This is a genomic window from Halopseudomonas sp. L-58 (genome assembly GCF_056859475.1).
This window is the reverse complement of the sequence record NZ_JBSXON010000065.1, coordinates 74139-97821: the sequence shown is the minus strand read 5'-3', so window position 1 is coordinate 97821 and position 23683 is coordinate 74139. Positions and strand designations below refer to the sequence as shown.

23 protein-coding genes are annotated in these 23683 nt (G+C 59.9%); 11 read left to right on the top strand and 12 right to left on the bottom strand.

Annotated elements, in window-relative coordinates; genetic code table 11:
• Nucleotides 1-8: 8 nt before the first annotated feature.
• From fliM to flhB, 7 genes are read left to right on the top strand one after another with little or no spacing between them, the layout of a single operon-like run.
• Nucleotides 9-980: a flagellar motor switch protein FliM gene (gene fliM / locus AC13EY_RS11070; RefSeq protein WP_335600531.1), complete on the top strand. Its 972-nt coding sequence runs from the start codon at nt 9-11 to the stop codon at nt 978-980.
• Between the two features lie 34 nt (nt 981-1014).
• Complete coding sequence (gene fliN, locus AC13EY_RS11065; RefSeq protein WP_269686987.1) at nt 1015-1488, top strand: flagellar motor switch protein FliN; 474 nt, start codon at nt 1015-1017, stop codon at nt 1486-1488.
• The gene (gene fliO, locus AC13EY_RS11060; protein ID WP_269686988.1) at nt 1488-1928 is read left to right on the top strand and encodes a flagellar biosynthetic protein FliO; all 441 of its coding nucleotides are present in this window, start codon (nt 1488-1490) and stop codon (nt 1926-1928) included. The genes fliN and fliO overlap by 1 nt, the downstream gene beginning before the upstream one ends.
• Nucleotides 1928-2677, top strand: coding sequence for a flagellar type III secretion system pore protein FliP (fliP, locus tag AC13EY_RS11055; RefSeq protein WP_172409631.1), 750 nt, complete (start codon nt 1928-1930; stop codon nt 2675-2677). The genes fliO and fliP overlap by 1 nt, the downstream gene beginning before the upstream one ends.
• Nucleotides 2678-2688: 11 nt before the next feature.
• Entirely contained in the window at nt 2689-2958 is a 270-nt protein-coding gene (gene fliQ, locus AC13EY_RS11050; RefSeq protein ID WP_088273575.1) for a flagellar biosynthesis protein FliQ, read from the top strand.
• Entirely contained in the window at nt 2958-3734 is a 777-nt protein-coding gene (fliR, locus tag AC13EY_RS11045; protein ID WP_228247228.1) for a flagellar biosynthetic protein FliR, read from the top strand. The genes fliQ and fliR overlap by 1 nt, the downstream gene beginning before the upstream one ends.
• Nucleotides 3734-4864 (top strand): flagellar biosynthesis protein FlhB, encoded by a 1131-nt coding sequence (gene flhB, locus AC13EY_RS11040; RefSeq protein WP_228247229.1) that lies wholly within the window; start codon nt 3734-3736, stop codon nt 4862-4864. The genes fliR and flhB overlap by 1 nt, the downstream gene beginning before the upstream one ends.
• Before the next feature lie 13 nt (nt 4865-4877).
• Here the strand turns inward: flhB and AC13EY_RS11035 are convergent, their stop codons facing one another.
• The gene (locus tag AC13EY_RS11035) at nt 4878-5792 is read right to left on the bottom strand and encodes a flagellar motor protein MotB (RefSeq protein WP_373314991.1); all 915 of its coding nucleotides are present in this window, start codon (nt 5790-5792) and stop codon (nt 4878-4880) included.
• Nucleotides 5792-6565 carry a flagellar motor protein PomA gene (gene pomA / locus AC13EY_RS11030; protein WP_088273579.1) on the bottom strand — a complete coding sequence of 258 codons (774 nt, stop codon included), beginning with the start codon at nt 6563-6565 and terminating at the stop codon, nt 5792-5794. The genes AC13EY_RS11035 and pomA overlap by 1 nt, the downstream gene beginning before the upstream one ends.
• Nucleotides 6566-6715: 150 nt before the next feature.
• Here pomA and AC13EY_RS11025 point away from each other — a divergent pair, with 150 nt between their 5' ends.
• Nucleotides 6716-7432 carry an SIMPL domain-containing protein gene (locus AC13EY_RS11025; protein ID WP_228247230.1) on the top strand — a complete coding sequence of 239 codons (717 nt, stop codon included), beginning with the start codon at nt 6716-6718 and terminating at the stop codon, nt 7430-7432.
• A 3-nt stretch (nt 7433-7435) separates the two neighbouring features.
• Here AC13EY_RS11025 and AC13EY_RS11020 read toward each other — a convergent pair whose 3' ends face one another.
• Nucleotides 7436-8215: an alpha/beta fold hydrolase gene (locus AC13EY_RS11020; RefSeq protein ID WP_228247231.1), complete on the bottom strand. Its 780-nt coding sequence runs from the start codon at nt 8213-8215 to the stop codon at nt 7436-7438.
• A gap of 111 nt (nt 8216-8326) precedes the next feature.
• On the opposite strand from AC13EY_RS11020, the gene AC13EY_RS11015 reads away from it, so the two are divergent.
• Nucleotides 8327-9202, top strand: coding sequence for an alpha/beta fold hydrolase (locus AC13EY_RS11015; protein WP_228247232.1), 876 nt, complete (start codon nt 8327-8329; stop codon nt 9200-9202).
• A gap of 7 nt (nt 9203-9209) precedes the next feature.
• Here the strand turns inward: AC13EY_RS11015 and AC13EY_RS11010 are convergent, their stop codons facing one another.
• The 6 genes from AC13EY_RS11010 to AC13EY_RS10985 all read right to left on the bottom strand — a co-directional run bounded on the left by AC13EY_RS11010 (nt 9210) and on the right by AC13EY_RS10985 (nt 15995).
• A complete protein-coding gene (locus AC13EY_RS11010) occupies nt 9210-10790 on the bottom strand; it encodes a cation:proton antiporter domain-containing protein (RefSeq protein WP_228247233.1) in 1581 nt (526 codons plus the stop codon).
• Nucleotides 10791-10952: 162 nt separating this feature from the next.
• Complete coding sequence (locus AC13EY_RS11005; RefSeq protein WP_088273584.1) at nt 10953-12383, bottom strand: aspartate kinase; 1431 nt, start codon at nt 12381-12383, stop codon at nt 10953-10955.
• 316 nt (nt 12384-12699) lie between these two features.
• The gene (locus tag AC13EY_RS11000; RefSeq protein ID WP_088273585.1) at nt 12700-13089 is read right to left on the bottom strand and encodes an ectoine synthase; all 390 of its coding nucleotides are present in this window, start codon (nt 13087-13089) and stop codon (nt 12700-12702) included.
• Between the two features lie 13 nt (nt 13090-13102).
• Complete coding sequence (gene ectB, locus AC13EY_RS10995) at nt 13103-14389, bottom strand: diaminobutyrate--2-oxoglutarate transaminase (protein WP_228247234.1); 1287 nt, start codon at nt 14387-14389, stop codon at nt 13103-13105.
• A gap of 14 nt (nt 14390-14403) precedes the next feature.
• A complete protein-coding gene (gene ectA / locus AC13EY_RS10990) occupies nt 14404-14925 on the bottom strand; it encodes a diaminobutyrate acetyltransferase (RefSeq protein ID WP_228247235.1) in 522 nt (173 codons plus the stop codon).
• A gap of 299 nt (nt 14926-15224) precedes the next feature.
• Nucleotides 15225-15995, bottom strand: a complete 771-nt coding sequence (locus AC13EY_RS10985) for an SDR family oxidoreductase (protein WP_228247236.1) — start codon at nt 15993-15995, stop codon at nt 15225-15227.
• A 236-nt stretch (nt 15996-16231) separates the two neighbouring features.
• Here AC13EY_RS10985 and speA point away from each other — a divergent pair, with 236 nt between their 5' ends.
• Nucleotides 16232-18151 (top strand): arginine decarboxylase, encoded by a 1920-nt coding sequence (gene speA, locus AC13EY_RS10980; RefSeq protein ID WP_228247237.1) that lies wholly within the window; start codon nt 16232-16234, stop codon nt 18149-18151.
• 4 nt (nt 18152-18155) lie between these two features.
• Here the strand turns inward: speA and AC13EY_RS10975 are convergent, their stop codons facing one another.
• Genes AC13EY_RS10975 through AC13EY_RS10965 form a run of 3 tightly spaced genes read right to left on the bottom strand, consistent with a single transcriptional unit; the run spans nt 18156 to nt 20547 of the window.
• Complete coding sequence (locus AC13EY_RS10975) at nt 18156-18872, bottom strand: hypothetical protein (protein WP_233048252.1); 717 nt, start codon at nt 18870-18872, stop codon at nt 18156-18158.
• An 11-nt stretch (nt 18873-18883) separates the two neighbouring features.
• Nucleotides 18884-19564, bottom strand: coding sequence for an SDR family NAD(P)-dependent oxidoreductase (locus AC13EY_RS10970; protein ID WP_228247239.1), 681 nt, complete (start codon nt 19562-19564; stop codon nt 18884-18886).
• Between the two features lie 14 nt (nt 19565-19578).
• The gene (locus AC13EY_RS10965) at nt 19579-20547 is read right to left on the bottom strand and encodes an alpha/beta fold hydrolase (protein WP_233048250.1); all 969 of its coding nucleotides are present in this window, start codon (nt 20545-20547) and stop codon (nt 19579-19581) included.
• A gap of 227 nt (nt 20548-20774) precedes the next feature.
• Here AC13EY_RS10965 and AC13EY_RS10960 point away from each other — a divergent pair, with 227 nt between their 5' ends.
• On the top strand, nt 20775-23654 hold the full coding sequence (locus AC13EY_RS10960; RefSeq protein ID WP_233048249.1) for an HD domain-containing phosphohydrolase: 2880 nt from the start codon (nt 20775-20777) through the stop codon (nt 23652-23654).
• Nucleotides 23655-23683 lie beyond the last annotated feature (29 nt).

Sequence of the window (23683 nt, the reverse complement as noted above, 5' to 3'; positions counted from 1 at the left end):
ACACATCTATGGCCGTACAGGATCTGCTGTCCCAGGATGAGATCGACGCCCTTCTGCATGGTGTGGATGATGGCGCCATTGATACCGATCTCGACAGTGACCCCGGTTCGATCAAGAGTTATGACCTGACCAGCCAGGATCGTATCGTACGCGGGCGTATGCCGACGCTGGAAATGATCAACGAGCGTTTCGCCCGCTACACCCGTATCAGCATGTTCAATCTGATGCGTCGTTCCGCTGACGTGGCCGTTGGCGGCGTGCAGGTGATGAAGTTTGGCGAGTACGTCCACACCCTGTATGTGCCGACCAGTCTCAATCTGGTGAAGATGAAACCGCTGCGCGGCACGGCCCTGTTCATCCTGGACGCCAAGTTGGTGTTCAAGCTGGTCGACAATTTCTTTGGTGGCGATGGTCGTCACGCCAAGATCGAAGGGCGTGAATTTACGCCGACCGAGCTGCGCGTCGTGCGCATGGTGCTGGACCAGGCGTTTGTAGATCTCAAGGAGGCCTGGCAGGCGGTTCACGATGTCACCTTTGAATACGTCAACTCCGAGGTAAACCCGGCACTGGCCAACATTGTCAGTCCGAGCGAGGTGGTGGTGGTCTCTACCTTCCATATCGAGCTCGATGGCGGCGGTGGCGATCTGCATGTCACCATGCCCTATTCGATGATCGAGCCCCTGCGCGAGGTTCTGGACTCGGGCGTTCAGTCTGATGTGGATGAGCATGACGAGCGCTGGGTGCGTGCCCTGCGAGAAGAGATCACCGGTGTGAAGGTGCCGCTGAACGCGACCGTGGTAAAAACCGAGCTCAAGTTGCGTGATCTGCTGAGCATGCAGGCAGGTGATGTGATCCCGGTGGAGATGCCCGACTATATGGTGCTCTGTGCCAACGGCGTGCCCACCTTCAAGAGCAAGCTGGGGTCGGTCAAGGGCAACCTGGCGCTGCAGATTCTTGGGCCGGTCATGCGACCGCGCTGACCGACCACCACAATCAATAACAGGGGACAGCGAGATGGCTGACGACAACAAACCCGATGAAATCAGCCCGGAAGAGCAGGCTCTGGCGGATGAGTGGGCGGCGGCGCTGGATGAGGCCGGTAACGCCAATCAGGACGACATTGATGCGATGCTGGCTCAGACCGGTTCGCAGCCACGCATGCCGATGGAAGAGTTCGATGCCCCGGCACGCACCAGTCGCTCCGCCGAGGACATGGACCCCGGCGACAGCCCGAACCTGGACGTCATCCTTGATATTCCGGTTACCATCTCGATGGAGGTCGGCAATACCGAGATCACCATTCGCAACCTGTTGCAGCTGAACCAGGGCTCGGTGGTGGAGCTGGATCGGCTGGCCGGGGAGCCGCTGGACGTCAAGGTCAACGGTACGCTGATTGCACATGGAGAGGTGGTGGTGGTGAACGAAAAGTTCGGCATCCGTCTGACCGACGTGATCAGCCCCTCCGAACGCATCAAGAAGCTGCGTTGATGCGCACGTTGATCGCGACGCTTTTGGCGTCTGCGCCGTTGCAGGTGCTGGCGCAAGGGACTGAGCCTGCAGCCGTCGCGGCAGTCGGTAATGTCGGCGGCGGATCACTGGCCTTGCAGCTTGGCCAGTTGGCCCTGGGGCTGGGGTTTGTGGTTGGCCTGATTGTGCTGCTGGGGTGGCTGCTGCGTCGAGTCGGCCCGCTCGCAGCCCAGGGTGGCCAGCATATCCGTCTGGTCAGCAGCCTGCCGCTCGGGCCTCGCGATCGTTTGCTTCTGGTCGATGTGGGGGGGACGCAGATGCTGCTCGGGGCTTCCCCAGGTCGTATCAATACATTGCATGTGTTTGACCATCCTATAGCGGATCTTCAGGCCGATGTCGCAGCCAATGGCGATTTTGCTCGCAAGCTGCAGGCGTTGCTGAAAAGAGAGGGGCAATCGTGATGCGCTGGCTGGGACTTTTCCTGATCCTGCTTGCGCCGTCGGTTCTGGCCCAGTCGGCTGCTGATCCGCTGACCATGCCGGCGATCACCTTGAGTACCGACAGCGAGGGGCAGCAGACCTATTCAGTCAGTCTGCAGATTCTGCTGCTGATGTCGGCGCTGACCTTTATTCCCGCCTTTGTCATGATGATGACCAGCTTCACCCGGATCATCATCGTGTTCGCTATCTTGCGTCAGGCGCTGGGCTTGCAGCAAACGCCGTCCAGTCAGGTATTGATCGGTCTGGCGCTGTTTCTGACCCTGTTTATCATGGCGCCGGTGTTCAGCAAGATTAACGAATCGGCCCTGCAACCCTATCTGAATGAGCAGATGCAGCCGCAGCAGGCGCTGGAAGCGGCCAGCCTTCCACTGCGTGAGTTCATGCTGGCGCAGACCCGTGAAACGGATCTGGAGCTGTTTGTACGTCTGGCCAAGCGCACCGATCTGACCGGGCCGGACGAGGTACCGTTTCATATTCTGGTGCCGGCGTTCGTGACGTCCGAGTTGAAAACCGCTTTTCAGATCGGCTTCATGATTTTCATCCCCTTTCTTGTCATCGACCTGGTGGTGGCCAGCGTGTTGATGGCCATGGGTATGATGATGTTGTCGCCATTGATCATATCGTTGCCGTTCAAGATCATGCTGTTCGTACTGGTTGACGGCTGGGCGCTGATTATCGGTACCCTGGCCGCCAGTTTCGCGGTTCCCTAGGAGGCCTGCAGATGAGTCCGGAAGTGGCGGTTGGTCTGTTCAGTCAGGCGTTGTGGCTGACCTCGGTGGTGGTCGCCATTGTGGTTCTGCCCAGTCTGGTCATTGGTTTGATCGTCGCCATGTTTCAGGCTGCGACCCAGATCAACGAGCAGACGCTCAGTTTTCTGCCGCGTCTGCTGGTCACCTTTATTACGTTGATCTGGCTTGGCCCCTGGCTGGCTACCCAGATGGTCGAATTTACCGACACGCTGTATCGCCAGATTCCCGGATTGATCGGCTGATGATCGAGTTGTCCAGCGCCGAGCTCAGTCGCTGGGTGGCAAGCTACCTGTGGGTGCTGTTTCGCATAGCCTCCCTGTTGATGACCATGCCGGTACTTGGCACCCAGCTGCTGCCTGTGCGCGTGCGTCTGTATTTCGCATTGGCTCTGACCTTGCTGATTGCGCCGCAGGTGGGTGAGGTGCCGTTGCTGGACGCGCTGTCCCTGAGTACCTGGATAGTGATTGGCGAACAGATACTGATCGGCGCGGCAATGGGCTTCTCGTTGCAACTGCTGTTTCAGGTCCACGTGTTGGCGGGGCAGATTATTGCAATGCAGATGGGCCTCGGTTTCGCCTCCATGAATGATCCGTCGACCGGCATTTCCGTCGCTGTGGTGGCGCAGGTGTTTACCATGCTGGTCACGCTGCTGTTTCTGGCAATGAACGGCCATTTGGTCGTGTTGGAGGTGCTGGCGGAGAGTTTCACTACTCTGCCAATCGGAGATAGTCTCGGGCGTATGGACTTTCAGGCCCTGGTGCTGCGCTTTTCCTGGGTGATGGCCGCGGCTATTCTGATCGGTATGCCGGCCATTACCGCGCTGCTGATCGTCAATATCTCATTTGGCGTCATGATGCGCGCGGCACCGCAGCTGAATATCTTCTCGATCGGTTTTCCGCTGACGCTGGTTTTCGGCCTGTTCATCATGTGGGTCATGATGGGTAACGTACTGGGGCAGTATCAGGAGCTGGCGTCGGATGCGCTGATCTGGCTTCGCGGTTTGGTGAGGGCGAGCTGATGGCAGAGTCCGACAGCGGTCAGGAACGCACAGAGGAACCCACGAGCAAGCGACTCAAGGAGTCGCGTGACAAAGGGCAGGTTGCGCGCTCGCGCGAGCTCAATACGCTCGCCGTCGTGATGGTCGCAGCGGTTGGCTTGCTGATGCTGGGCCCGGCAATGGCGCAGAAGATGATGGACCTTATGGTCTTCAATTTCTCGCTGGAGCGTGAAGCGCTCTATGCTACCGATGCCATGGGGTTGCATCTGTTTGCCTCCTTGCGCGAGGGTCTGGAGATCCTCGGGCCGCTGTTTGGTCTGTTGCTGATTGCATCCATTGTCGGCCCGATCATGCTCGGGGGCTGGCTGTTCAGCATCAGCTCGCTGGCGCCGAAGTTCGAGCGCATGGACCCGTTGGCGGGTCTCAAACGGATGTTTTCGGTCAAGGCGCTGGTGGAGCTACTCAAGGCGCTGGCGAAGTTTCTGGTGGTACTGGGTGTGGCGCTGGTGGTGCTGCAGGTGCGCACCGAGGACTTGCTCAGCATGGCCAAGGAACCGCTGCCGGCCGCCATCATTCATAGCGCCTGGGTGCTCGGCTGGTCGCTGCTGATTCTGTCCTGTTCGCTGATTTTGATCGCAGCGGTGGATGCGCCTTTCCAGCTGTGGGATCACAAGCAGAAACTGCGTATGACCAAGCAGGAAATCAAGGATGAGTACAAGGATTCCGAAGGCAAGCCCGAGGTGAAATCGCGGATCCGTCAGTTGCAGCGGGAAATGGCCGAACGGCGGATGATGAGCAAGGTGCCGCAGGCAGACGTCGTCATTACCAACCCGACCCATTTTGCGGTTGCCTTGAAGTATGATCCGTTGTCTTCTGGTGCGCCTGTGGTACTCGCCAAGGGGGCTGATTTTATCGCCCAGCGTATTCGCGAGGTAGCTAACGAGAACCAGATCATCATTCTGGAGTCGCCACCGCTGGCGCGAGCAGTCTATTACAGCACCGAGATCGACCACGAGATACCATCCGGGCTGTATCTGGCTGTGGCGCAGGTGCTGGCATACGTATTCCAGTTGCGCCAGTATCGGGCGGGGCAGGGTAAGCGGCCGGGGCCGATGCCGGACCCGACCATCCCGGATGATCTCAAGCGTTGAAGCTGATGCCAGTTCAGGGCTGGCTGGCCGGTGCCTGATGCAGTTCCAGATCCTGAATCAGATCGCCAAGATCCTCCTCCATCAGACGGCGCAATTCGGTTTCGTACTCTTCAATGGAACCGGACAGATCAAGAATAATTTCCACCCGGCGATTCAGGGCGCGGGTCTCTGGCCACTCGTTGCTGGCCCGCGGGCGCGTTTCTGCATAGCCTTGTACGCGCATGCGTTCGGGCTTGATCGTCTCGTTGTACAGCAGCGCGTTGGCTACCGAGGATGCACGGGCGGCCGACAGATCCCAGTTGGACTGGAAGCGGCTGGTGTTGATGGGAATGTTATCGGTATGGCCTTCGATGGTGATTTCACCCGGCAGCTCGGCGAGTACCGTGGCGATGCGATCGAGCATGTCCTGGAACTCGGGGGTCATCTCTGCTGAGCCGGAGGGAAATGAACCCTTTTCCTCGACCCGAATGATGATGCGCTTGCGGTCATTTTCCAGTTGCAGACGACCTTGAGCCAGTTCGTTTTCGAGCACGTCGCGCAGGGCATCCATGCTGGTGTCGATCTGCTCTTTGGTGGTGTCCTGAACCTGCTTCTGGACATCCGCTTCCAATTCCTCACGCAGCGTTTCGAGCTTTGGATCCTGTTCGGTCGTTTGCTGGCGTACGCTGTCTACCGGCGTTGGCTCGGGCTTGCCTGGCGAGAACTTGTCAAAGATGGGGCTGGTTCCCATGGGGATCTCCAGCGCCGGTACCTCGCGTTGCACGCCAAAGGCCGCAGACAACTCGCCGGCGATTTGCTTGAACTTCCGCGCGTCGATCTCGGAGAACGACAGCAGCAACACGAAAAAGCACATCAGCAGCGACATCAGATCGGCAAAGGTCATGACCCAGGCGGGTATGCCCGGGCTGTCGTCTTCCTGCTCTTCCATCAGCCTTCCTTCGCCTCTTCGCCCGTCTTGCCGCGCTTCTCGGCAGGCAGATAGCTGCTCAGCAGTTGCTCGATAACCCGTGGGTTGGTGCCTTCCTGAATCGCGAGGATGGCATCAATCCAGAGCGATTGCATGCGCGCCTCTTCGGTCATGCGCAGTGCCAGCTTGTCGGCAATGGGCAAACAAACCATGGTGGCGAGCATCGCGCCGTACAGGGTTGTCAGCAGTGCGACCGCCATGGCCGGGCCAATGGATTTGGGGTCTTCCATGTTGGACAGCATTTGCACCAGACCGATCAGCGTGCCGATCATGCCCATGGCCGGGCCGACATCGCCGAGGGCGGAGAAAATTTTGGCCCCCCAGCGGTTGCGCTCCATGGTCAGCACCCGTTCCTTCTCGAGAATGGCTTTCACGGTCTCCTGGGGATGACCATCAATCAGCAGCTGGATGCCGCTGGCGAGGAAAGGGGAGGCGATTTCCTTTTCCTCGAGGGCCAGCAGACCGGACTTGCGGGCGATGGTGGCGAGCTCAACCAGTTCGTTGATGCTGCTCTCGGTATCGGGCAGCTTGAATCGAAAGGCGCGGCCGGCAACTTTTATGGCGCCAATAAATTGACCAACATTGAATTTTGCAAGTACCACAAACAGGCTGCCCCCAAACACGATAAGCATCGATGGTACGTTGAAGAACACCTGAGCGCCGGTGCCCAGCAGAATGGATGCGGCGATGATGCCGAGTGCGCCGATCAGGCCAATCAGGGTTGCGAGATCCAACGGGGACTCCTGGGGTGTGTTGCGACGGGGTGCACAGCAATGCTCGACCGCATTAGGGCTGAAGCGGCTATTCTAAGGGGGATGGCCAAGATTGCAAACGCCGATTGAAGTCGGCTTTGTGCCAAATTTACCGGTATTCGGAGCGTTGTCATGGCGGGAGTTGCTCGTGTGTCCTCAGGCTCGGTGTTGGCAGCGGTGCTGCTGGCAGGAGCGCTGGTCTTTATCGGATTTAGTCTGAAAACCGGGTTGCTCGAATTTCGAGGGGCCGACCGGATTGTCAGTGTCAAGGGATTGGCGGAGCGTGAATTGCCGGCTGACCTGGCGCTCTGGCCGATCAATTTCAGTGTTGCGGGCGACAGCCTTGATCGCCTTCAGGCAGACGTCGAATACCAGCAGGGGCTGGTACGGTCTTTCCTGCTGCTCAAGGGGTTTGAAGAGCAGGACATTCAGTTGTCGATGCCCAAGATAGTCGATCAGCACGCCAACAGTTACGGGGCTAATCTGCCTCCCGAACGCTACCGGGCCGAGGTGACGGTTCTGGTTCGCACGGCGGATGTGGATGGCGTCAAGGCAGGCATGCAAACGGTCGGGGAGCTGGTCAAGTCGGGGGTCGCGCTTACCCAGAGTTATGAATTTCAGCCCACCTTTCTGTTCACCCAGCTGGACTCGATCAAGCCTGACATGATTGCGGACGCCACCCGTGACGCACGCGCCGCTGCGGATCAGTTTGCCCGCGACTCAGGCACGTCCGTTGGCGCCATTCGACGCGCCTCCCAAGGCTACTTTTCGATTGATGATGTCGATCCGTTTACTCCGGAGATCAAGCGAGTTCGGGTGGTGACCAACATCGATTACAGCCTGGAATAGCGCCTAGCCTGCTGTGTGTCGGCGGACAAACTCGCTGATCTGCAGCGGCCAGCGCTGCAGGTCGCTGGCGTGATCAATGATGTGCAGCTCAGCCATGGGCAGTGCTTCCGCCAAAAGCTCCGCGCTTTGCACTGGATGAATCGGATCATCGCGCCAACCCAGAATCAGTGTTGGCACCGCAAGCTGATGCAGTGCGTCGCGGGCGGGCAGATCGCAGGCGCAGGCCGCCTCAAGTATGGCGGTCAGTGTCGGTGCGTGCATCCCGCTGAGCGCCTGTCGTGACGCCGTGGCGTGCTCCGGATGGGCCTGCAGCAACCAGTCGGGCAGGGCAGGGTTCTGCGTCGCAAGGCTGATCAGGCTGGTCAGGCCGCGTTGCTCGATAATGCCTTGCATCTGTCGATAGCGGCGTATTTGATTGGGCCGCGTCTGCCAGGCTGTTGGCGGAGTGGCCAGAATCAGGCAGCTCGTCTGTTCCGGGCATTTCAAGGCTGCGAGCAGTGCGCTGGCCGCGCCCATCGAGTGGCCGCCCAGTGCGCGCGGCAACGCGGTGTGCGCGCTGGCAATGGCGAGTAAGTCGTCAGCCTGTGCACTCCACAGGTAGGCTGCGCTGTCTGTGCCTCCCGGTGAGTGCCCGTGCCCGCGCGCATCGTAGCGCACCCGGCACACCCCGTCGTTTTCTGTGGGGTGAAACCAGCCGGTGCGGGTTTCGAAGTCCATGGAGTGCATCAAACCGTGTGCCCAGACCAGAACGGGTCCCGAGCCGGATACTGTTGTGTTGAACATGCAGGTGTCATCATCAAGGCCGAATTGCCAGATTAACAGACGGGTATGCCACTGACAGCCGCAAGCTGCCGAATTAGACTGTCTGACTTATTTTTCCGGGGGGGCGTGTTAATGGATTTGGTGGCCTGGGCACATCGAGGTAGCGCCGGTTTTACCCTGCGAGGCTGGCACAGTCGGCCGAGTGGTAAGCCCGTGCTGCATTTTCTGCATGGCAACGGTTTTTGCACCCGAACCTATGAGCCGATGCTGGGATTGCTGGCCGAGCAGTTCGATCTGTGGCTGTGTGACCTGCAGGGGCACGGTCAGAGCGATCACGGCGGGCGTTTTGTTGGCTGGAATCGCAACGCCGAGCTGGCTGCCGAGGCTTTCAGCATGCAGGGGGCTCTGTTTGATGATGTGCCGCGCATGGCCTGCGGTCATAGCTTTGGTGGAGTGTTGACGGCGCTGATGATGGCCCGCCAGCCGACCCTGTTTGAGCGTGCGGTGCTGCTTGATCCGGTGTTCTTTCCGCCCGGCTTGATTGCCCTGCGCCGTGGGCTGGCACTCGTTGGCCTGGATGACCACTCGGTAGCCAAGCGGGCAGCAGCGCGCAGGGACTATTGGCCAGATCGTACTGCCGCGCATGCGGGGTTGCACAATCGCGGCATGTTCAAGGGCTGGGATGAAACGGCTTTTGAGGCGCACATCGCGCACGCTCTGCGGGATCGGGAGACTGGCGGTGTCGAGCTGTGCTGCAAGCCGGAAAGAGAGGCAGAGGTCTTTCGCAGTATGCCATCGGCGCTGTGGTCGTCACTAAGACGCCTGACGACGCCAACGGAGATTATTTACGGTGATCGAACCTATCCGTTTGTGATTCGTTCCGCCCGCCGTTTGGCGGCCAGTAACCGTCATGTTCGCGCGCACCAGACGGCAGGTGGTCACTGTTTCATGCTTGAGCATCCGGCCGCGGCGGCAGCGGCCGTGCGCAAATCCCTGCTGGAAGGCTGATTCCGGTTCAGGTGCTGCTGGTTTTTTCGGCCAGTAGCGTGCTGCGCTCCTGGATGCTGCGGGCAACATGCTCTGCCAGGCCCGTGCCGGCCTCACTCATGGTCAGGTAGGTATGGTCCGCGCCAGCCTGAATAATCCTGCGGGCGATGTCCTCGTACATGGCATGGGACACGATCAGTCCGTCGAAGCCCCGTGCCCGCAGTTTTTGGGTTGCGATGGTCTTGGCTTCGGCGTCGTTCATCGCGAGGATGACCGAATGAATGTTGGGCATGTTCAGATTCTGCCAGAACACCGGGTCCTCCGCGTCTGCGAACAGCGCGCTGCGCCCTGCCTGAAGGCTGGTATCCACGGCGACCGGGTCTGAATCCAGACCAATGATGCGATAGCCTTTTTCGGCCAGGTTGTCGTAGGCGGCTCGACCGGTGCGACCCAGGCCCATGACCAGTACCTGCGCGTCCCCCAGAGTGATTGGCTGCTCGTCCGGGTGGCGGATGTCGCGCTCGAATCGCCGCAGCAGGGGGCCGATGCGCTCGTATATGGAATGTGCAACGCGGTTCAGTGGTGCCGATATGATGAACGAAAACGACACTGTCAGCGCCAGTGGCACAAGCCAGGCGGGTAGCACCAGACTGGCCATGATCAGACCGAATTCGCTGTAGTTGGTCAGCGTCAGGCTGCTCAGGAAGGCGCTGCGCGCACGCAGTTTGAAGCCGACAAACAGCAGGAAGAACAGCGCGGCTTTCAATGGCAGCAGCAATGCCATCACCAGTGCAAAGATGACCGCGTGCTGATCAGGCAGACCGCCGAGACCAATCTGCAGGAAGAAGCCGACCAGAAACACTTCCTTGAGGCTCCACAGTGATTGCGACAGCTCGCCGGCGCGTTTGTGATTGGCCAGCATCGCTCCAAAGGCCAGTGCGCCCAGTTCCGAACTCAGCCCCAGCGCTTCAAAACCGACGCCGCCGACTACCAGGGCCAGCAGCAGGCCGAGCAGAACCATCAGCTCCTCGCGGCCGCTCAGGTCCAGCAGCTTAAACAGCAGTGGCCGGCACAGCGGCAGGATCAGGACCATCAGCGCCCAGCTTGACGGAGTCTTGCCGCTGGCCACGCTGATGGCTACCAGCGCGATGAGATCCTGCATGATCAGCACGCCGATCGCGACCCGGCCATGAAATGCACGCAGCTCGCGTTTGCTTTCCAGTACTTTGGCGGCGAGTACGGTGCTGGAAAACGACAGCGCCATGGCCAGCAGGATGGCCTCGCCCGCCGGCATATCCAGGACGTACATGAAGGCGGGTAAAAACAGCGCGCTGGAAATACCGAAATGCAGCAGGCTACCGCCAACCACCTCCGGACGTACCAGGTTCTTTACCTTGAGCTTGAGGCCGACGGTGAAGAGCAGCAGCAACACGCCGAGGTGGGCGATGTGATTGAGCACATAACTGTCTTCCGGGCCCACACCAACACGTTCCCCCAGCGCCGAGAGCGCAAAACCGGCACCCAGGTAGCCGATCAGGGGAGGGAGGCCTGCCTGCTTCAACAGCAGGCCCAGGCCAAAAGCAAAGGCAATCCAGACTGCTTCAATCACAACCGCGTTCCATTATCCGTGTGTGGGGCCAATCATGGCCGCTCACGGCAGCCTCGTCTGCGCAGACTATATCGAACTTGGCGCGGTTTTGCCGAGTGCAGTGGCCAAAATGCACGAACCCGGCCGGAGCCGGGTTCGTGCAATGCCTTGCTGCTTTTGGCGTCAGGCGGCGACGATGACGTCGCCGTGGTTTTCCGGTTCGATCAGCGCCCGGTGGAGTGCTGCGATGGCAGCGTCGTAGTCCTCTTCCTGCACGACGCACTGCATCTCGACCTGACGGATCGACTGGTGAACCGCCTGGATGCTGATGCCGGCTTCGGCCAGAGCCGCTACGGTCTTGGCCAGGATGCCCTTTACCTTGAGGTCGGAGCCGATCGCCGAGACGATGGCGATGTTATGCACGTTGACCTCGGCCATCGGATAACGCTCCTCGATCAGGCGTGAGGCGCGGTTGATCATCTTGCGTGATGCCGAAACATAGTAGGTGATGCTGTTGGCGTCGGAGTCCTTGTTGACCACATATAGCTTCAACTGTTTGAGCAGGCGGGTGATTTCCAGATCGTATTCAACATCGCCGAGCATTTCCTGATCAAATACCTCAATGCCGAAGACATCCTTGCGGCCGGCGATAATCTCGACGCAGGGCTTTTCGCTGCAGTAGTCCTGGCTGATCAGTGTGCCCTGGTGTTCGGGCTCGAAGGCGTTCTTGATGCGCAGGTGGATCCCGGCACGGCGCAAGGTGCGCGCTGCCTTCGGGTGAATCGCCTCCATGCCCAGGTTGGACAGCTGGTCTGCCACGTCATAGTTGGTCCGGCCGATGGTTACGACCTTGTCCACGCCAACCAGAGCCGGGTCGGCGCTGGAAAGATGGTATTCCTTGTGGATGATCGCTTCACTGGCGCCGGTAGCTGCTGCAATCTGGGCGAAGGTGATCTCGCTGTAGCCGCGGTCGAAGGTGTTCATCAGGCCTTCGCTGCAATGGGTGTAGCCGGTTGCAACAACCAGTTCACTGTTGAAGTCGATCCCGGCGAAGCTGTCACGGACCATATCCTGAAAGGCCTTGGGTTCGCGCTGGTTCCAACCGGTCAGGTCGGCCAGGCGAGCATTGATGCCGTGCTTCTTCAGCGCCAGAACAGTATTGAAGGCGCTGTGTGCCTCGCCCAGTGAGGCGAGCATTTCGCGTACCTTCATCAGATGTTCGGTCAGCTGGAAGTGGCCGTAGGAGCACAGTTGCTGCAGGCTGACCATGCAGTCGCGAACGTCGCTGATGCGGCCTTCGATGAAGCGGTTGGCAGCCTGCAACTCATACTCACCCTTGAACAGCTCGGCGTTCTTGGCGGTCATGGCTTGCTGGACGTTGTCCAGGGCTTCCAGCCAGGCGTCTTCGTTGTGGGCGTCGGCGAAGCGCTCGTAGACACCGGGCTCGCCGGTCTTCTTGTGTTCGAGCAGCATGTTGGTCATGCCCGAATAGGCAGAGACCACAAAAATGCGCTGGTACAGCTCAGCACCCTGACGTTGGCCAATGAAAATGTTCTGCAGTACTTCCTCGAAGCGGCTCATTGAAGTGCCGCCGATCTTCTCTACTGTATGCATGGTCCTGGTTTCTGTCGTTGGTGAATGCTGGCCTGCCATCGGCAGGTCGGAGCCTCGTGCTCCGCCGCGTGTGCCGGTCTGTTGCTGCCCCTTGGGCGCAGCCGGCAGATTATCCACATCAAGCTGGCGTCGGAATAGATGCCTGAGTGCATCTATTTGTTGCATCAGACGCGCGGTCTGTGGGACGCGGTCACTATTGCCGTGCACCGCTGCCGGAGTCGCCATCCATCTCGGCGCGACTCCGGCCGGCATGATCTTCAATTCGGCTCTGCCATCTGGGCAGGGCGCTTGGATCATGCCCGTGGGCGGGTGCGACTCAGTCCATGTCGACGGGGTAGACGCCGTCCTTGTCATGAACTTCCTTGCCGCTGAGCGGCGGGTTGAAGACGCACGCCATTTTCATGTCCTCGGTGCCGCCACGCAGCATGTGCTCGTCGTGCTTGTCGAGGATGTAGAGCGTGCCTGGGCGGATCTGGTAGACCTTGCCGTCGGACAGGGTCTCGATCTCGCCGTTGCCACTCATGCAGTAGACCGACTCCAAATGGTTCTTGTAGTGGATGTGGGTCTCTTTGTTGGCATAAATGGTGGTGATGTGAAACGAGAACCCCATGTTGTCGTCCTTGAGCAGCATCCGGGTGCTCTCCCAGGTCTCGGTGGCGACACGGCGCTCGGAGTTTTCACAGTCTTGCAGTGTACGTACGATCATGGATTCGGGTTCCTTACGAAGCTTGGTTGGCTACCTGCTCTGCCATGACTTTGGCAAAGGCGGCATCAAGAATTTTCAGTGCCTTGTCGATCTGCTCTTCGCTGATGGTCAGTGGGCACAGGCACTTGACGACCTGGCTGTGGTTGCCGCTGGTTTCGATCACCAGACCGTTGGCGAAGGCTTCCTGACAGATGGCGGCAGCAATATCGCCGTCCGGGCAGTTGATGCCGAGCATCATGCCGCGACCCTTGATGTAGAGAGAGTCGGGGCCGTGTTTGCGGACGATCTTCTGCATGCCTTCACGGATGCGCTGGCCCTTGGCTTGGACGCTCTTGGCGAAGCTGTCGTCCGACCAGAAATGCTCGATCGCAGTGGCTGCGGTAACAAACGCGTGGTTGTTGCCGCGGAAAGTGCCGTTGTGTTCGCCCGGTTTCCACTGATCAAGCTCGTTGCGCATGACGACGATGGCAAACGGCAGACCGAAACCGCTGAGCGACTTGGACAGGGTGATGATGTCTGGCTTGATGCCCATCTCTTCAAAGCTGAAGAAGGTGCCGGTTCGACCGCAGCCGGCCTGAATGTCATCAACAATCAGCAGCATGTCGTGCTTGCGGCACAGTTTTTCCAGTTTGCGCATCCAGTCGGCCGATGCGGTATTCAGGCCGCCTTCGCCCTGAACCACCTCAACAATTACTGCAGCCGGCTTGTCGATACCGCTGCTCGGGTCGCTGAGCATCTTGTCCATCATGGAGATGGTGTTGACCTTGTCACCGAAGTAGTTGGCGTAGGGCATGCGGCTGACGTCAGTCAGCGGTACGCCAGCAGCGCCGCGGTGATGGCCGTTACCGGTGGCAGCCAGCGCACCGATGGTGCAACCGTGGAAGCCATTGGTAAAGCTGATGATATTGCTGCGGCCGGTTACCTTGCGAGCCAATTTCAGGGCTGCTTCAACGGCGTTGGCGCCGGTCGGTCCGCTGAACTGGACCTTGTACTTGTCCAGGCCGCGCGGCTGCAGAATTACCCGCTTGAAGGTTTCCAGAAAGCGTTCCTTGGCATCGGAATACATGTCCAGTCCGTGGGTCAGACCGTCATCTTCCAGATACTGGATCAGGGCCTTCTTCAGGACCGGATTGTTGTGGCCGTAGTTCAGCGTGCCAGCACCGGCGAGGAAGTCGATGTAGTGCTTGCCTTCACGGGTGATCAGCTCCGCGCCGCGGGCCTGCTTGAAAATCACCGGGAACGAGCGGCAGTAGCTGCGAATATCCGATTCGTTTTTCTCGAACTGTTCAAAGGTATTCATGAACTCTCCTGGTCTCAGTGCTGAGCGTCGTTGGGTGCTGATTGGGTAAAGGGGCCGGCGCGATAAATGATTTCATCATCGTGCTCGCCGTTGAAATGGGTCTGGCGCGAGAACAGCACTTCGGTGCTGTAGTCGGCGCCGAGCAGGCGAAACGCCTTCTTGAACAGGGCTTCGGATGCTGCGTTGCCGGGAGAGATGGTGGTCTCCAGGCGGCTGACGCCGGTCGGGCGCAGGCGCTCGACAAGCGCCAGCAGCATCTTCAGGGCCAGGCCTTGGCCGCGCATGCGGCTGTCTACCGCAACCTGCCAAACGAACAGCGTGTCCTGGCGTGCCGGCGGGCGGTAGCCGGAAATGAAACCGACCAGATCGCCGTCCGCCGTTTCGGCTGCGATGGCGGTGTCAGCGAAGTCGTGACACTGGAGCAAGTTGCAGTACACCGAGTTGGTGTCCAGCGGCTTGCAGCGCTCGACCAGGCTGTTAAGGGCATAGCCATCCGTGCTTTCAGGCTTTCGTAGTGTTACGGGTGTAAGGTCCAAAACGGGTTCCTAATGCTTATGCATAAATGCTTTTTTAATAATAAACATATCCAAAAAATTATCTCAACCGGCTGTAAGTGCTGATTTTTATGGGATTTGCTCGGATGCCATATATTTATAGCTGTTAAATAGATCTGTAATGAAAGTGTTTTTTAGTATAAGGATTTTGCCGGAAAGCCAGCTGCGGCAAGGCCTGCGCCCGGATTGGCGCATCGGGCATCGGTAAGAAGGGGAAGGGCGTTGCGGGAGGGAGCGCACCCGCTCGTCAGAGCGGGTGACAAAAGCAGTACGTCAGGGCGTTACAGGGTGAAGCCGCCATCAATGGGGATGATGTTGCCGGTCATATAGGCTCCACCAGTTCCGGCAAGCATGATCGCGAGGGCGGACATCTCCTCTTCGCGTCCCCAGCGCTTCATCGGTATGTGTTTGCAATCCTCGGCCATGGCGTCGGGATCGGAGTGAATGTGGCTGGTCATCTTGCTCGGGAACCGGCCCGGTGCAATGACGTTGACGTTGATATGTTCGCTCACCAGTTCGCGGGCCAGGTTGCGCGACAGTTGATGCACTGCCGCCTTGCTCGGGCCGTAGGAATAGGCCTGTTCGCCGAACGAGCTGATGCCGGCAACCGAGCCGATGTTGATGATGCGGGCCGGATTCTCGGCGCTGGCGGAGCTGCGCAGCAGCGGCAGCAGTTGCTGGATACAGCTGAACACCGAAATTACGTTCAGTTGCATGACCTTTTCCCAGCCCGATACCGGGAACTCCTCCAGCGGGGCGCCCCAACTGGTGCCGGCATTGTTGACCAGAATGTCCAGCCGGTCGGTGATTGCCTGCACGTCTTCGGCCAGCTGGCGGGCGCCCTGCTCGGTGGAGAGGTCTGCAGCCAGAGCGATGCACTCGCCATATTGGCTAAGCTGCTCGGCGGTTTGCTGGCCCTCGGCAATCTTGCGGCAGCAGATGATGACCCGGGCGCCTGCTTCGAGGTAGCCCTGGGCGATCATGCGGCCAATGCCGCGGCTGCCGCCGGTAACCAGCGCAGTGCGGCCGGCCAGACTGAAATAGTGCTGCATGGAGTGCTCCTTGAGGTAAGTAAATCGGGGGTTGTTGTGCCGATTCTTACGGTAAACCAGCGTTCAGCAGCCACCCTAGGGTTATCCAGTGCGCAAATGCTCTGTTATGGCTGGCGGATGACTGTCGCTGCGAGTCATCCGCTTTTCGCTTATCCTGTGACGCATGGACCTGCGGAACTGTCGTCATTATCGGCGTTCACAATGGCGAGCCAGTGATTGAGTAAAGTGAGGAAGCGATGGGACCTGTTCGACGTTCGCGCAAAGAAGATGCATCTGCCTGGACCGTGGCCGACAGCCGCAGTGTTTACGGCATTCGGCACTGGGGTGCCGGGTATTTCAACGTTAATGAACAGGGTCATGTCGAGGTCATGCCACGTGGTCCGGAAGGCGCCGGTATTGACCTGCATGAGCTGGTTGGTCAGCTGCGCGAAAGCGGGCTGGACCTGCCACTGCTGGTGCGTTTCCCGGACATTTTGCAGGCACGGGTACGGCAGTTGACCGGTGCCTTTGATCGCAATATCGAGTCGCTGGGCTACGGCAGCGGCTATACCGCGCTGTATCCGATCAAGGTCAACCAGCAGGAAGCCGTGGTCGAGAACATCATCGCCACCGAGAACGTGTCGATCGGCCTGGAAGCCGGTTCCAAGCCGGAGCTGATGGCGGTGCTGGCGCTGGCACCCAAGGGCGGCACCATCGTCTGCAATGGCTACAAGGATCGCGAGTTTATCCATCTGGCGCTGATCGGCCAGAAGCTGGGTCATAAGGTGTTCATCGTTATCGAGAAGGAGTCCGAGGTCCGTCTGGTGATCGAGGAAGCCGAAAAGCTCGGGGTGACGCCGAACATCGGGTTGCGCGTGCGCCTGTCATCGCTGGCGTCCAGCAAGTGGGCCGACACCGGTGGGGAAAAATCCAAGTTTGGGCTGTCGGCAGCGCAGTTGCTGCGCGTAGTGGATGCCTTTCGTGCTGCAAATCTGCAGGATGGGGTGCGCCTGCTGCACTTTCACATGGGGTCACAGATTGCCAATCTGGCCGACTACCAGCATGGCTTCCGTGAGGCCATTCGCTACTTCGGCGAGCTGCGTGCGTTGGGGCTGCCGGTTGATCACATCGACGTTGGTGGCGGCCTGGGCGTCGACTACGACGGCACCCACTCGCGCAATGCCAGCTCGATCAACTACGACGTCAACGAGTATGCCCAGACCGTCGTCGGCATGCTGCGCGATTTCTGCGATGAGCAGGGTCTGCCGCATCCGCACATCTTTTCCGAGAGTGGCCGGGCGATGACCGCGCACCATGCGGTGCTGATCGTGCAGGTAACCGATGTTGAGCGTTACAACGACGTCATGCCGCAGATTGATGATCTGGAGGCGTTGCCGCTGGTGGTGCGCAATCTGGTCAGGCTGCAGGACCAGCACGATGTCGAGATGGTGACCGAGACCTACTGGCGGGCCACCCACTATATGGCGGATGTAGCGGCGCAATACGCCGAGGGCAAGCTGACGCTGTCGGAGAAAGCGCTGGCCGAGCAGTGCTACTACGCGTTGTGCAACCGTCTGCATACCCTGCTCAAGGCGCGCCAGCGCTCGCATCGTCAGGTGCTGGACGAGCTGAACGACAAGATGGCCGACAAGTACATCTGTAACTTCTCGGTATTCCAGAGCCTGCCCGATACGTGGGCGATTGATCAGGTACTGCCGATCATGCCGCTGGATCGCCTGGAGGAGGAGCCGCTGCGCAGGGCAGTGCTGCAGGATCTGACCTGTGACTCCGACGGCAAGATCCGCCATTACGTGGATGAACAGAGCATCGAGAACAGCCTGCCAGTTCACGATCTGCGCGAGGGTGAGGACTATCTGCTGGGGATTTTCCTGGTTGGTGCCTATCAGGAAATCCTCGGCGACATGCACAACCTGTTCGGCGACACCGACTCGGTCAACGTCTACCTGCGCCCGGATGGCAAGGTGGTACACGGTGGTATCGAAACCCACGATACCATCGAAGATATGCTGCGCTATGTGCACTTTGCGCCGGACGAACTGGTGACGCTGTATCGCGACAAGGTCTCCGGCGCCCGCCTGAGTCCGGCCGAGCGCACGCGCTTTGTGGATGCGCTGCGGCTCGGCCTGACGCGTTCGTCCTACCTGAGCGCTGAGTAAGGCGTCAGGCGGCCTTTTTCTGCAAGCTGATCCAGGTCGCTTCGGCCCAGCCTACGGGTTGGCCAGCGGCGTCGTAGAGGGCGGTGCCGGCCTGGTGCTTGCGCCCGTCATGAGCAATGGCCCAGCCGGCTACCACCAGTTGCTCTCCCACCTTGATCGGCCGTTCAAGATGCGCCGCGAAGCGGCCTAGCAGGGCGGTACCTGCATGCTCTCTGACCGCAAAGTACCCTGGGCAGTCCAGTGCTGCCCAGATGAACTCCGGCGCCACGGTACCGTCTCCTGCATCCAGTGTGCTGTCGGGTGTCCAGGGGCAGGCCACGGTGCTGTCGCGGCCGGTCACTGGACCGGTGTGCAATAGCAGTCCGTCATGCTCGCAGCGGTTGGTCCCGCAAACAAAGCAGCCGGGCAACCCGTGCTCCTCATAGCCGCTGAACCGTGGCCGCGCCGCTTCGGCGTCGGCCAGGCTGATCGCAGCAGGTGGCGTCAGCTCAAGCTGGTAGGGTCTGGCGCTGCCGAGCAGGGTGTCGCCCTGCAGCAGGCGAGCACCGTCGCTGTCGCGAAAAATCTGCAGTTCGGTATCCAGCGGCGGCGGTGCGTGCAGGGTGACCTGGCAGGGTTCGGCCATGGCGTTGGCCAGCAGGCCGCAGACGTAACCGCCGTTGCCACTGTTTGGCGGTCCGCAGAAGCGCTTGCGAATGATGGTCGGGATGGTGCTTTGCATGAACATTTTCCTTAATGGCTCCAGCCGCCGCAGACCGGAAACACCTGGCCAACAAAGCAGTTGGCGGCGTCGGAGCATAGGTAGGCGGCAAAGTGGGCGTCTTCTTCTGCCGACACCAGACGGCCGAGTGGGACTTCCCGTTGCAGTCGCGCCTGAAACGCCGGGTTGGCCTGGATCTCGGCGGGGAAATAGGTTGGGTTGTCGACGAAATTCTGCGCGATGGCATTGACCTGAATGCCCTTTGCGGCGACCTCGGCGCCCACCGCCTGGACCCAGGCCAGTTGCGCGCCGCGGGCGGCGCTGTAGCTGGAGGCGCGCTTCATGCCGCGCAGGGCCGAGGCGCTGCCCATCAGCAGAATCTTGCCGTGGCCGCGCTCAGTCATCGCAGGCAGAACCGTACGGGCGAAGCGCGGCAGCGGATCGACCATGTGGCGAAACAGCAGGCCCCATTCCTCGTCTGCTACCTGGTCGGCCGGTGTGCTCGGTGCAGGAACGCCGAGGTTGAGCAGCAGCACGTCGAACTCGCCGGCTTCGGCAATCAGCTTCTGCGGCGCCTTCGGGTCCAGAAAATCACGTGTGTCGGCGATAATCTCAGCACCGCAGTTCTCAAGCGTACGCTGCAGCGCCGGGCCCATGAAATCGCTGGCCTGGGTCAGCAGGATGCGCTTATTGCTCAGGTCGCAAAGGCTCATTGTGTGTCTCCCTGTCAGGTTGCGGGGAAGTGGCGTTCCAGGAAGGGCAGCAGGAAGCTGTTTACCTCGTCTGGTTTCTCGGCCTGAATCCAGTGGCCGCAGTCGGCAATGACGTGCTGCTCAACCTTCGGCACCACGCCCGGCATTTTCTTGATGGTATAGGCTTCAAGGGTGCCGACCGGGTCGCGGTCACCAATCAGGAACAGCGCCGGTTGTTCGATCTGACGGCCTGCCAGCGGCTCGGTGCGCTCCCAGTTGCGCTCAAAGTTGCGATACCAGTTGACCGGGCCGCGGAAGCCGCTGCGTGCAAAGGTTTTGACGTAGACCTCGAAGGCCTCTTCCGAGCACCACGCAGGGGGCTTGCCCGGATCGGTGTAATCGTCCAGCCAGGCCGCGTCGGCTGGCTTGTCCTGCACCAGGGCGCCACCCTCCTGGCTGTCCAGGCCGTGCATCATCAGACGCATGGTGCGCGGAATGTCAGACGCCAGCTCGGCCTCGGCAAGACCTGGCTTCTGGAAATAGAGAATGTAATGGAAGCGGTCCTTGTAGGCCTCGCGCATTATGTTGATGGCCGGCTGCCTGGGCCGCCCGCCGAAGGGGACCGACATGCCGCAGACCGCCTTGACACGCGCTGGCTCCAGCAGCGCCAGGTGCCAGGCGACCGGTGCGCCCCAGTCATGCCCGATCATGGCCACCTGCTGATGGCCAAAATGGTTCATTGCGCCCTGGATATCGGCGCACAGGGTGATCAGATCGTAGGCCTCGACCGCTTCCGGAGCTTCGGTTGCGCCATAACCGCGCATCTCGGGAGCAAAGACGCGGTAGCCCTGCGCCGCGAGTGCTGCGATTTGATGGCGCCAGGAGTACCAGCATTCGGGGAAACCGTGCAGCAGCCAGACCGGCTTGCCGCTTTCTGGGCCGGCGATATGCACGCTAAGCCTTATGCCGTTGACCTTGATCAGCTGTTGATGTGTCTGCTGCATACTGCTCTCCAAAGAATCATAAGCCGACACTATGGCAAATCGATGCCGTGATGGCGCGATTGTCGCATGCGTATTCACCAGCCGAAGTGACGAATATCCGTACGATGCATGATTGACAATGTCTGTTGCCGACAGGCCTGAATAGTCGCAGCGGTTTGGTTTCGCTGAGCTATGCTCAGCCTATTATTGCAACAGCATGCAGTCCATTCAGGGAGCAAGGGCGGCAGATGAAGAAGACACGTCCATGGATAACGCTTCAGGGACTTATTGCAGTCTCCATTGTTGTCTGCCTGCTGGCCATGTTGGTGGTCACGGCGTTTCAGGGGTACCGGGGGGCGAGAGCCGTGCTGGTGGCGGCGGCGACCGATTCGGCTAACCAGGTTGGATCGCTGCTGGACGAGCGCGCCGAGAGGTTGCTGTCGCCCGGCGAAAACGCCCTGCGAATGCTGGTGCACGATCCGTTGGTGAGCGCTGGCAACCTTTCTGATCGGGTCGACAGGTTGCCGGCGCTGGTTCAACTTGTGCGTGATGGGAGCCCCGTCAGTGCGGTCTATGCTGGCTATCCCGATGGGGAGTTCTTTCTGGCTCGCCGGGTACCGGAGGGTGGGATAGACGGATACCAGTTGCCCGCAGGTACGTATTTTCTGGTGCAATCTATCGAGCGTGACGGTGACGCAATGCGCGGCAGGTGGCTGTTTTTCGATCAGTCGCTGCATCAGATTGGCAGTAGGCCGGTACCCGAATACCGCTTTGACCCTCGGACCCGACCCTGGTATCAGATGGCGCAACAGTCTGACGACGTCGTCCTGACAGAACCTTACCTGTTCTTTACCACCCATCAGGTTGGGCTGACGATGGCGCAGCGCAGCATGCTTACAGCTGCGGTCATCGGGCTGGATGCGGCGGTGGATGATCTTGCGGTTGAGGTCAAGGATATGCACCTGACGCCGGGGACTGAGATGGCCATCGTGCGCGGCGAACGCGTTGTTGCCTACCCTGACCTGGAACGGCTGATTGTGCTTGAGGGTGCAGATGCGCCCCGGCTGGCGACGCTTGAGGAGCTGCAGGTACCGGTGCTCAGCGAGCTGGCAGCCATGCGGACGGGCTTCTCGCAAGTGCAGCTGTTGTCGCGGGATGATGGTGACTGGTACGTGATCAGCTTGCCGCTGACCCGTCTCGCCGAAGACCTGGGGCGGGTTCTGATCGCTATTCCCGCCAGGGAGTTGCTGTCCGGTGTCATTTCTATTCTGAAGCAGCAGGCGATGCTGGCACTGCTGATGATGTTGCTTCTGGTCATGATCGGCTGGGCGCTGGGTCAGCGCCTGGGCGGGCCGCTAAAGGCGCTGTCTGAGCAGGTTGGCAAGCTGGCGGACATGGACTTCAGTCAAAGCATCAGAGTGCGCTCGCGTATCCGTGAAGTGAGCGATCTGGGTGGGGTGCTGGGGCGCATGGCTGGTGCGATTCACCACTTTCAGCAGATATCGCTGGCCCTGAGTCGTGAAACACGACTGGAGCGCATGCTGGATGTGGTGCTGGAGAATCTTATCGAGATGGCCAAGGGGCGCGGTGGTGCCGTGTTTCTGTACGAGGAGGACAGCGGCGAGCTGATTCTGGCCACCGGCATCAACAGTGAGTATTACCCGCAGTCGCTGAAACTGGATGAGGCGCTGCGGTCCGACCCCGCCCGCGTGCTGTCGACCCGCCTTGATCGTGAGCATCGCTATCTGACCCTGGCGCTGCGTGATCGCCAGGAGGCGCTGCTGGGGGTGCTGGCACTGGAGGTGTCTCCCGCTTTGCCGGCGGCGGCCGTGAAGAGCCTTCGGCAGTTTCTGGACAGCTTGTCCGGGACGCTGGCCGTAGCGATTGAAACGCGCCAGTTGTTTGAGGGCCAGCAGCACCTTCTGGAATCGATCATCCGCCTGCTGGCTACGGCGATTGACGCCAAGTCTCCCTATACCGGCGGGCACTGTGACCGGGTTCCACAGCTGGCGGAAATGCTGATCAATCGCGCGCTTGGGGCCGATAACGGATCGCTTGCGGGCTTCTCGATGGACGCAGAGGAGTTCTATGCGTTTCGTATCGCCGCCTGGCTGCATGACTGCGGCAAGATCACCAGTCCGGAATATGTTGTCGACAAGGCAACCAAGCTGGAGACGCTCTACAACCGAATTCATGAACTTCGAACCCGCTTCGAGGTGCTATGGCGTGACGCCGAAATTCGCTACTGGCAAGGGCGTGTCGACGGCCGTGATGAGCACGAACTGGCGATCGAGCTGGCGCAAACCCATGAACGGCTGCAGGCAGAGTTTGCCGAGGTCGCCAGGGCCAATGTTGGTGGCGAGTTCATGCAAGAGGAGGACATAGAACGGCTGGGCAGGATTGCCGAGCAGACCTGGACCAGGCACTTCGATGACCGGTTGGGTCTGTCCCATGAGGAGTTGAAGCGACTCGAGGGCGTGCCTGCGCCAGCACTGCCGGTAGTGGAGCACCTGATCAGCGACAAGCCCGAGCACAAGGTGCCTTGGGGTGACCGGAAACCGCCGGTGGCCAAGGATGATCCGCGTAACAGATGGGGTTTTGATATGGACCCGCCCGAGTACAGCTTCGACCGCGGAGAACTCTACAACTTGTCGATCCAGCGCGGCACCCTGACCGCCGAGGAGCGCTTCAAGATCAATGACCATATTGTGCAGACGCTGATGATGCTCAGTACCTTACCGTTCCCACGGCATCTGAGAAGCGTGCCGGAGTTGGCTGCGACGCACCATGAAAAGCTGGATGGCACTGGCTATCCACGTCGGCTCGACGAAGATCAGCTGTCAGTGCAGGATCGGGTGCTGGCCATTGCCGATATTTTTGAGGCGCTTACAGCGGGCGATCGTCCCTACAAACCGGCCAAGACCCTGTCTGAAGCCGTCAGAATCATGCTGTTCATGGCGAAGGACCGGCATATTGATGCGGTCCTGCTGGCATTGTTTTTGCGCACCGGTGTGCACGAACAGTACGCGCAGCTGTTTCTGCACGATGCGCAGCGTGATCAGGTCGACGTGGCGGGTTGTCTCGCCCAGTTGCGTGACTGGGGGTTAATTGATGAGCGGGACTGTTAGCCGATGCTTGACCACCGATAATGCAGTTG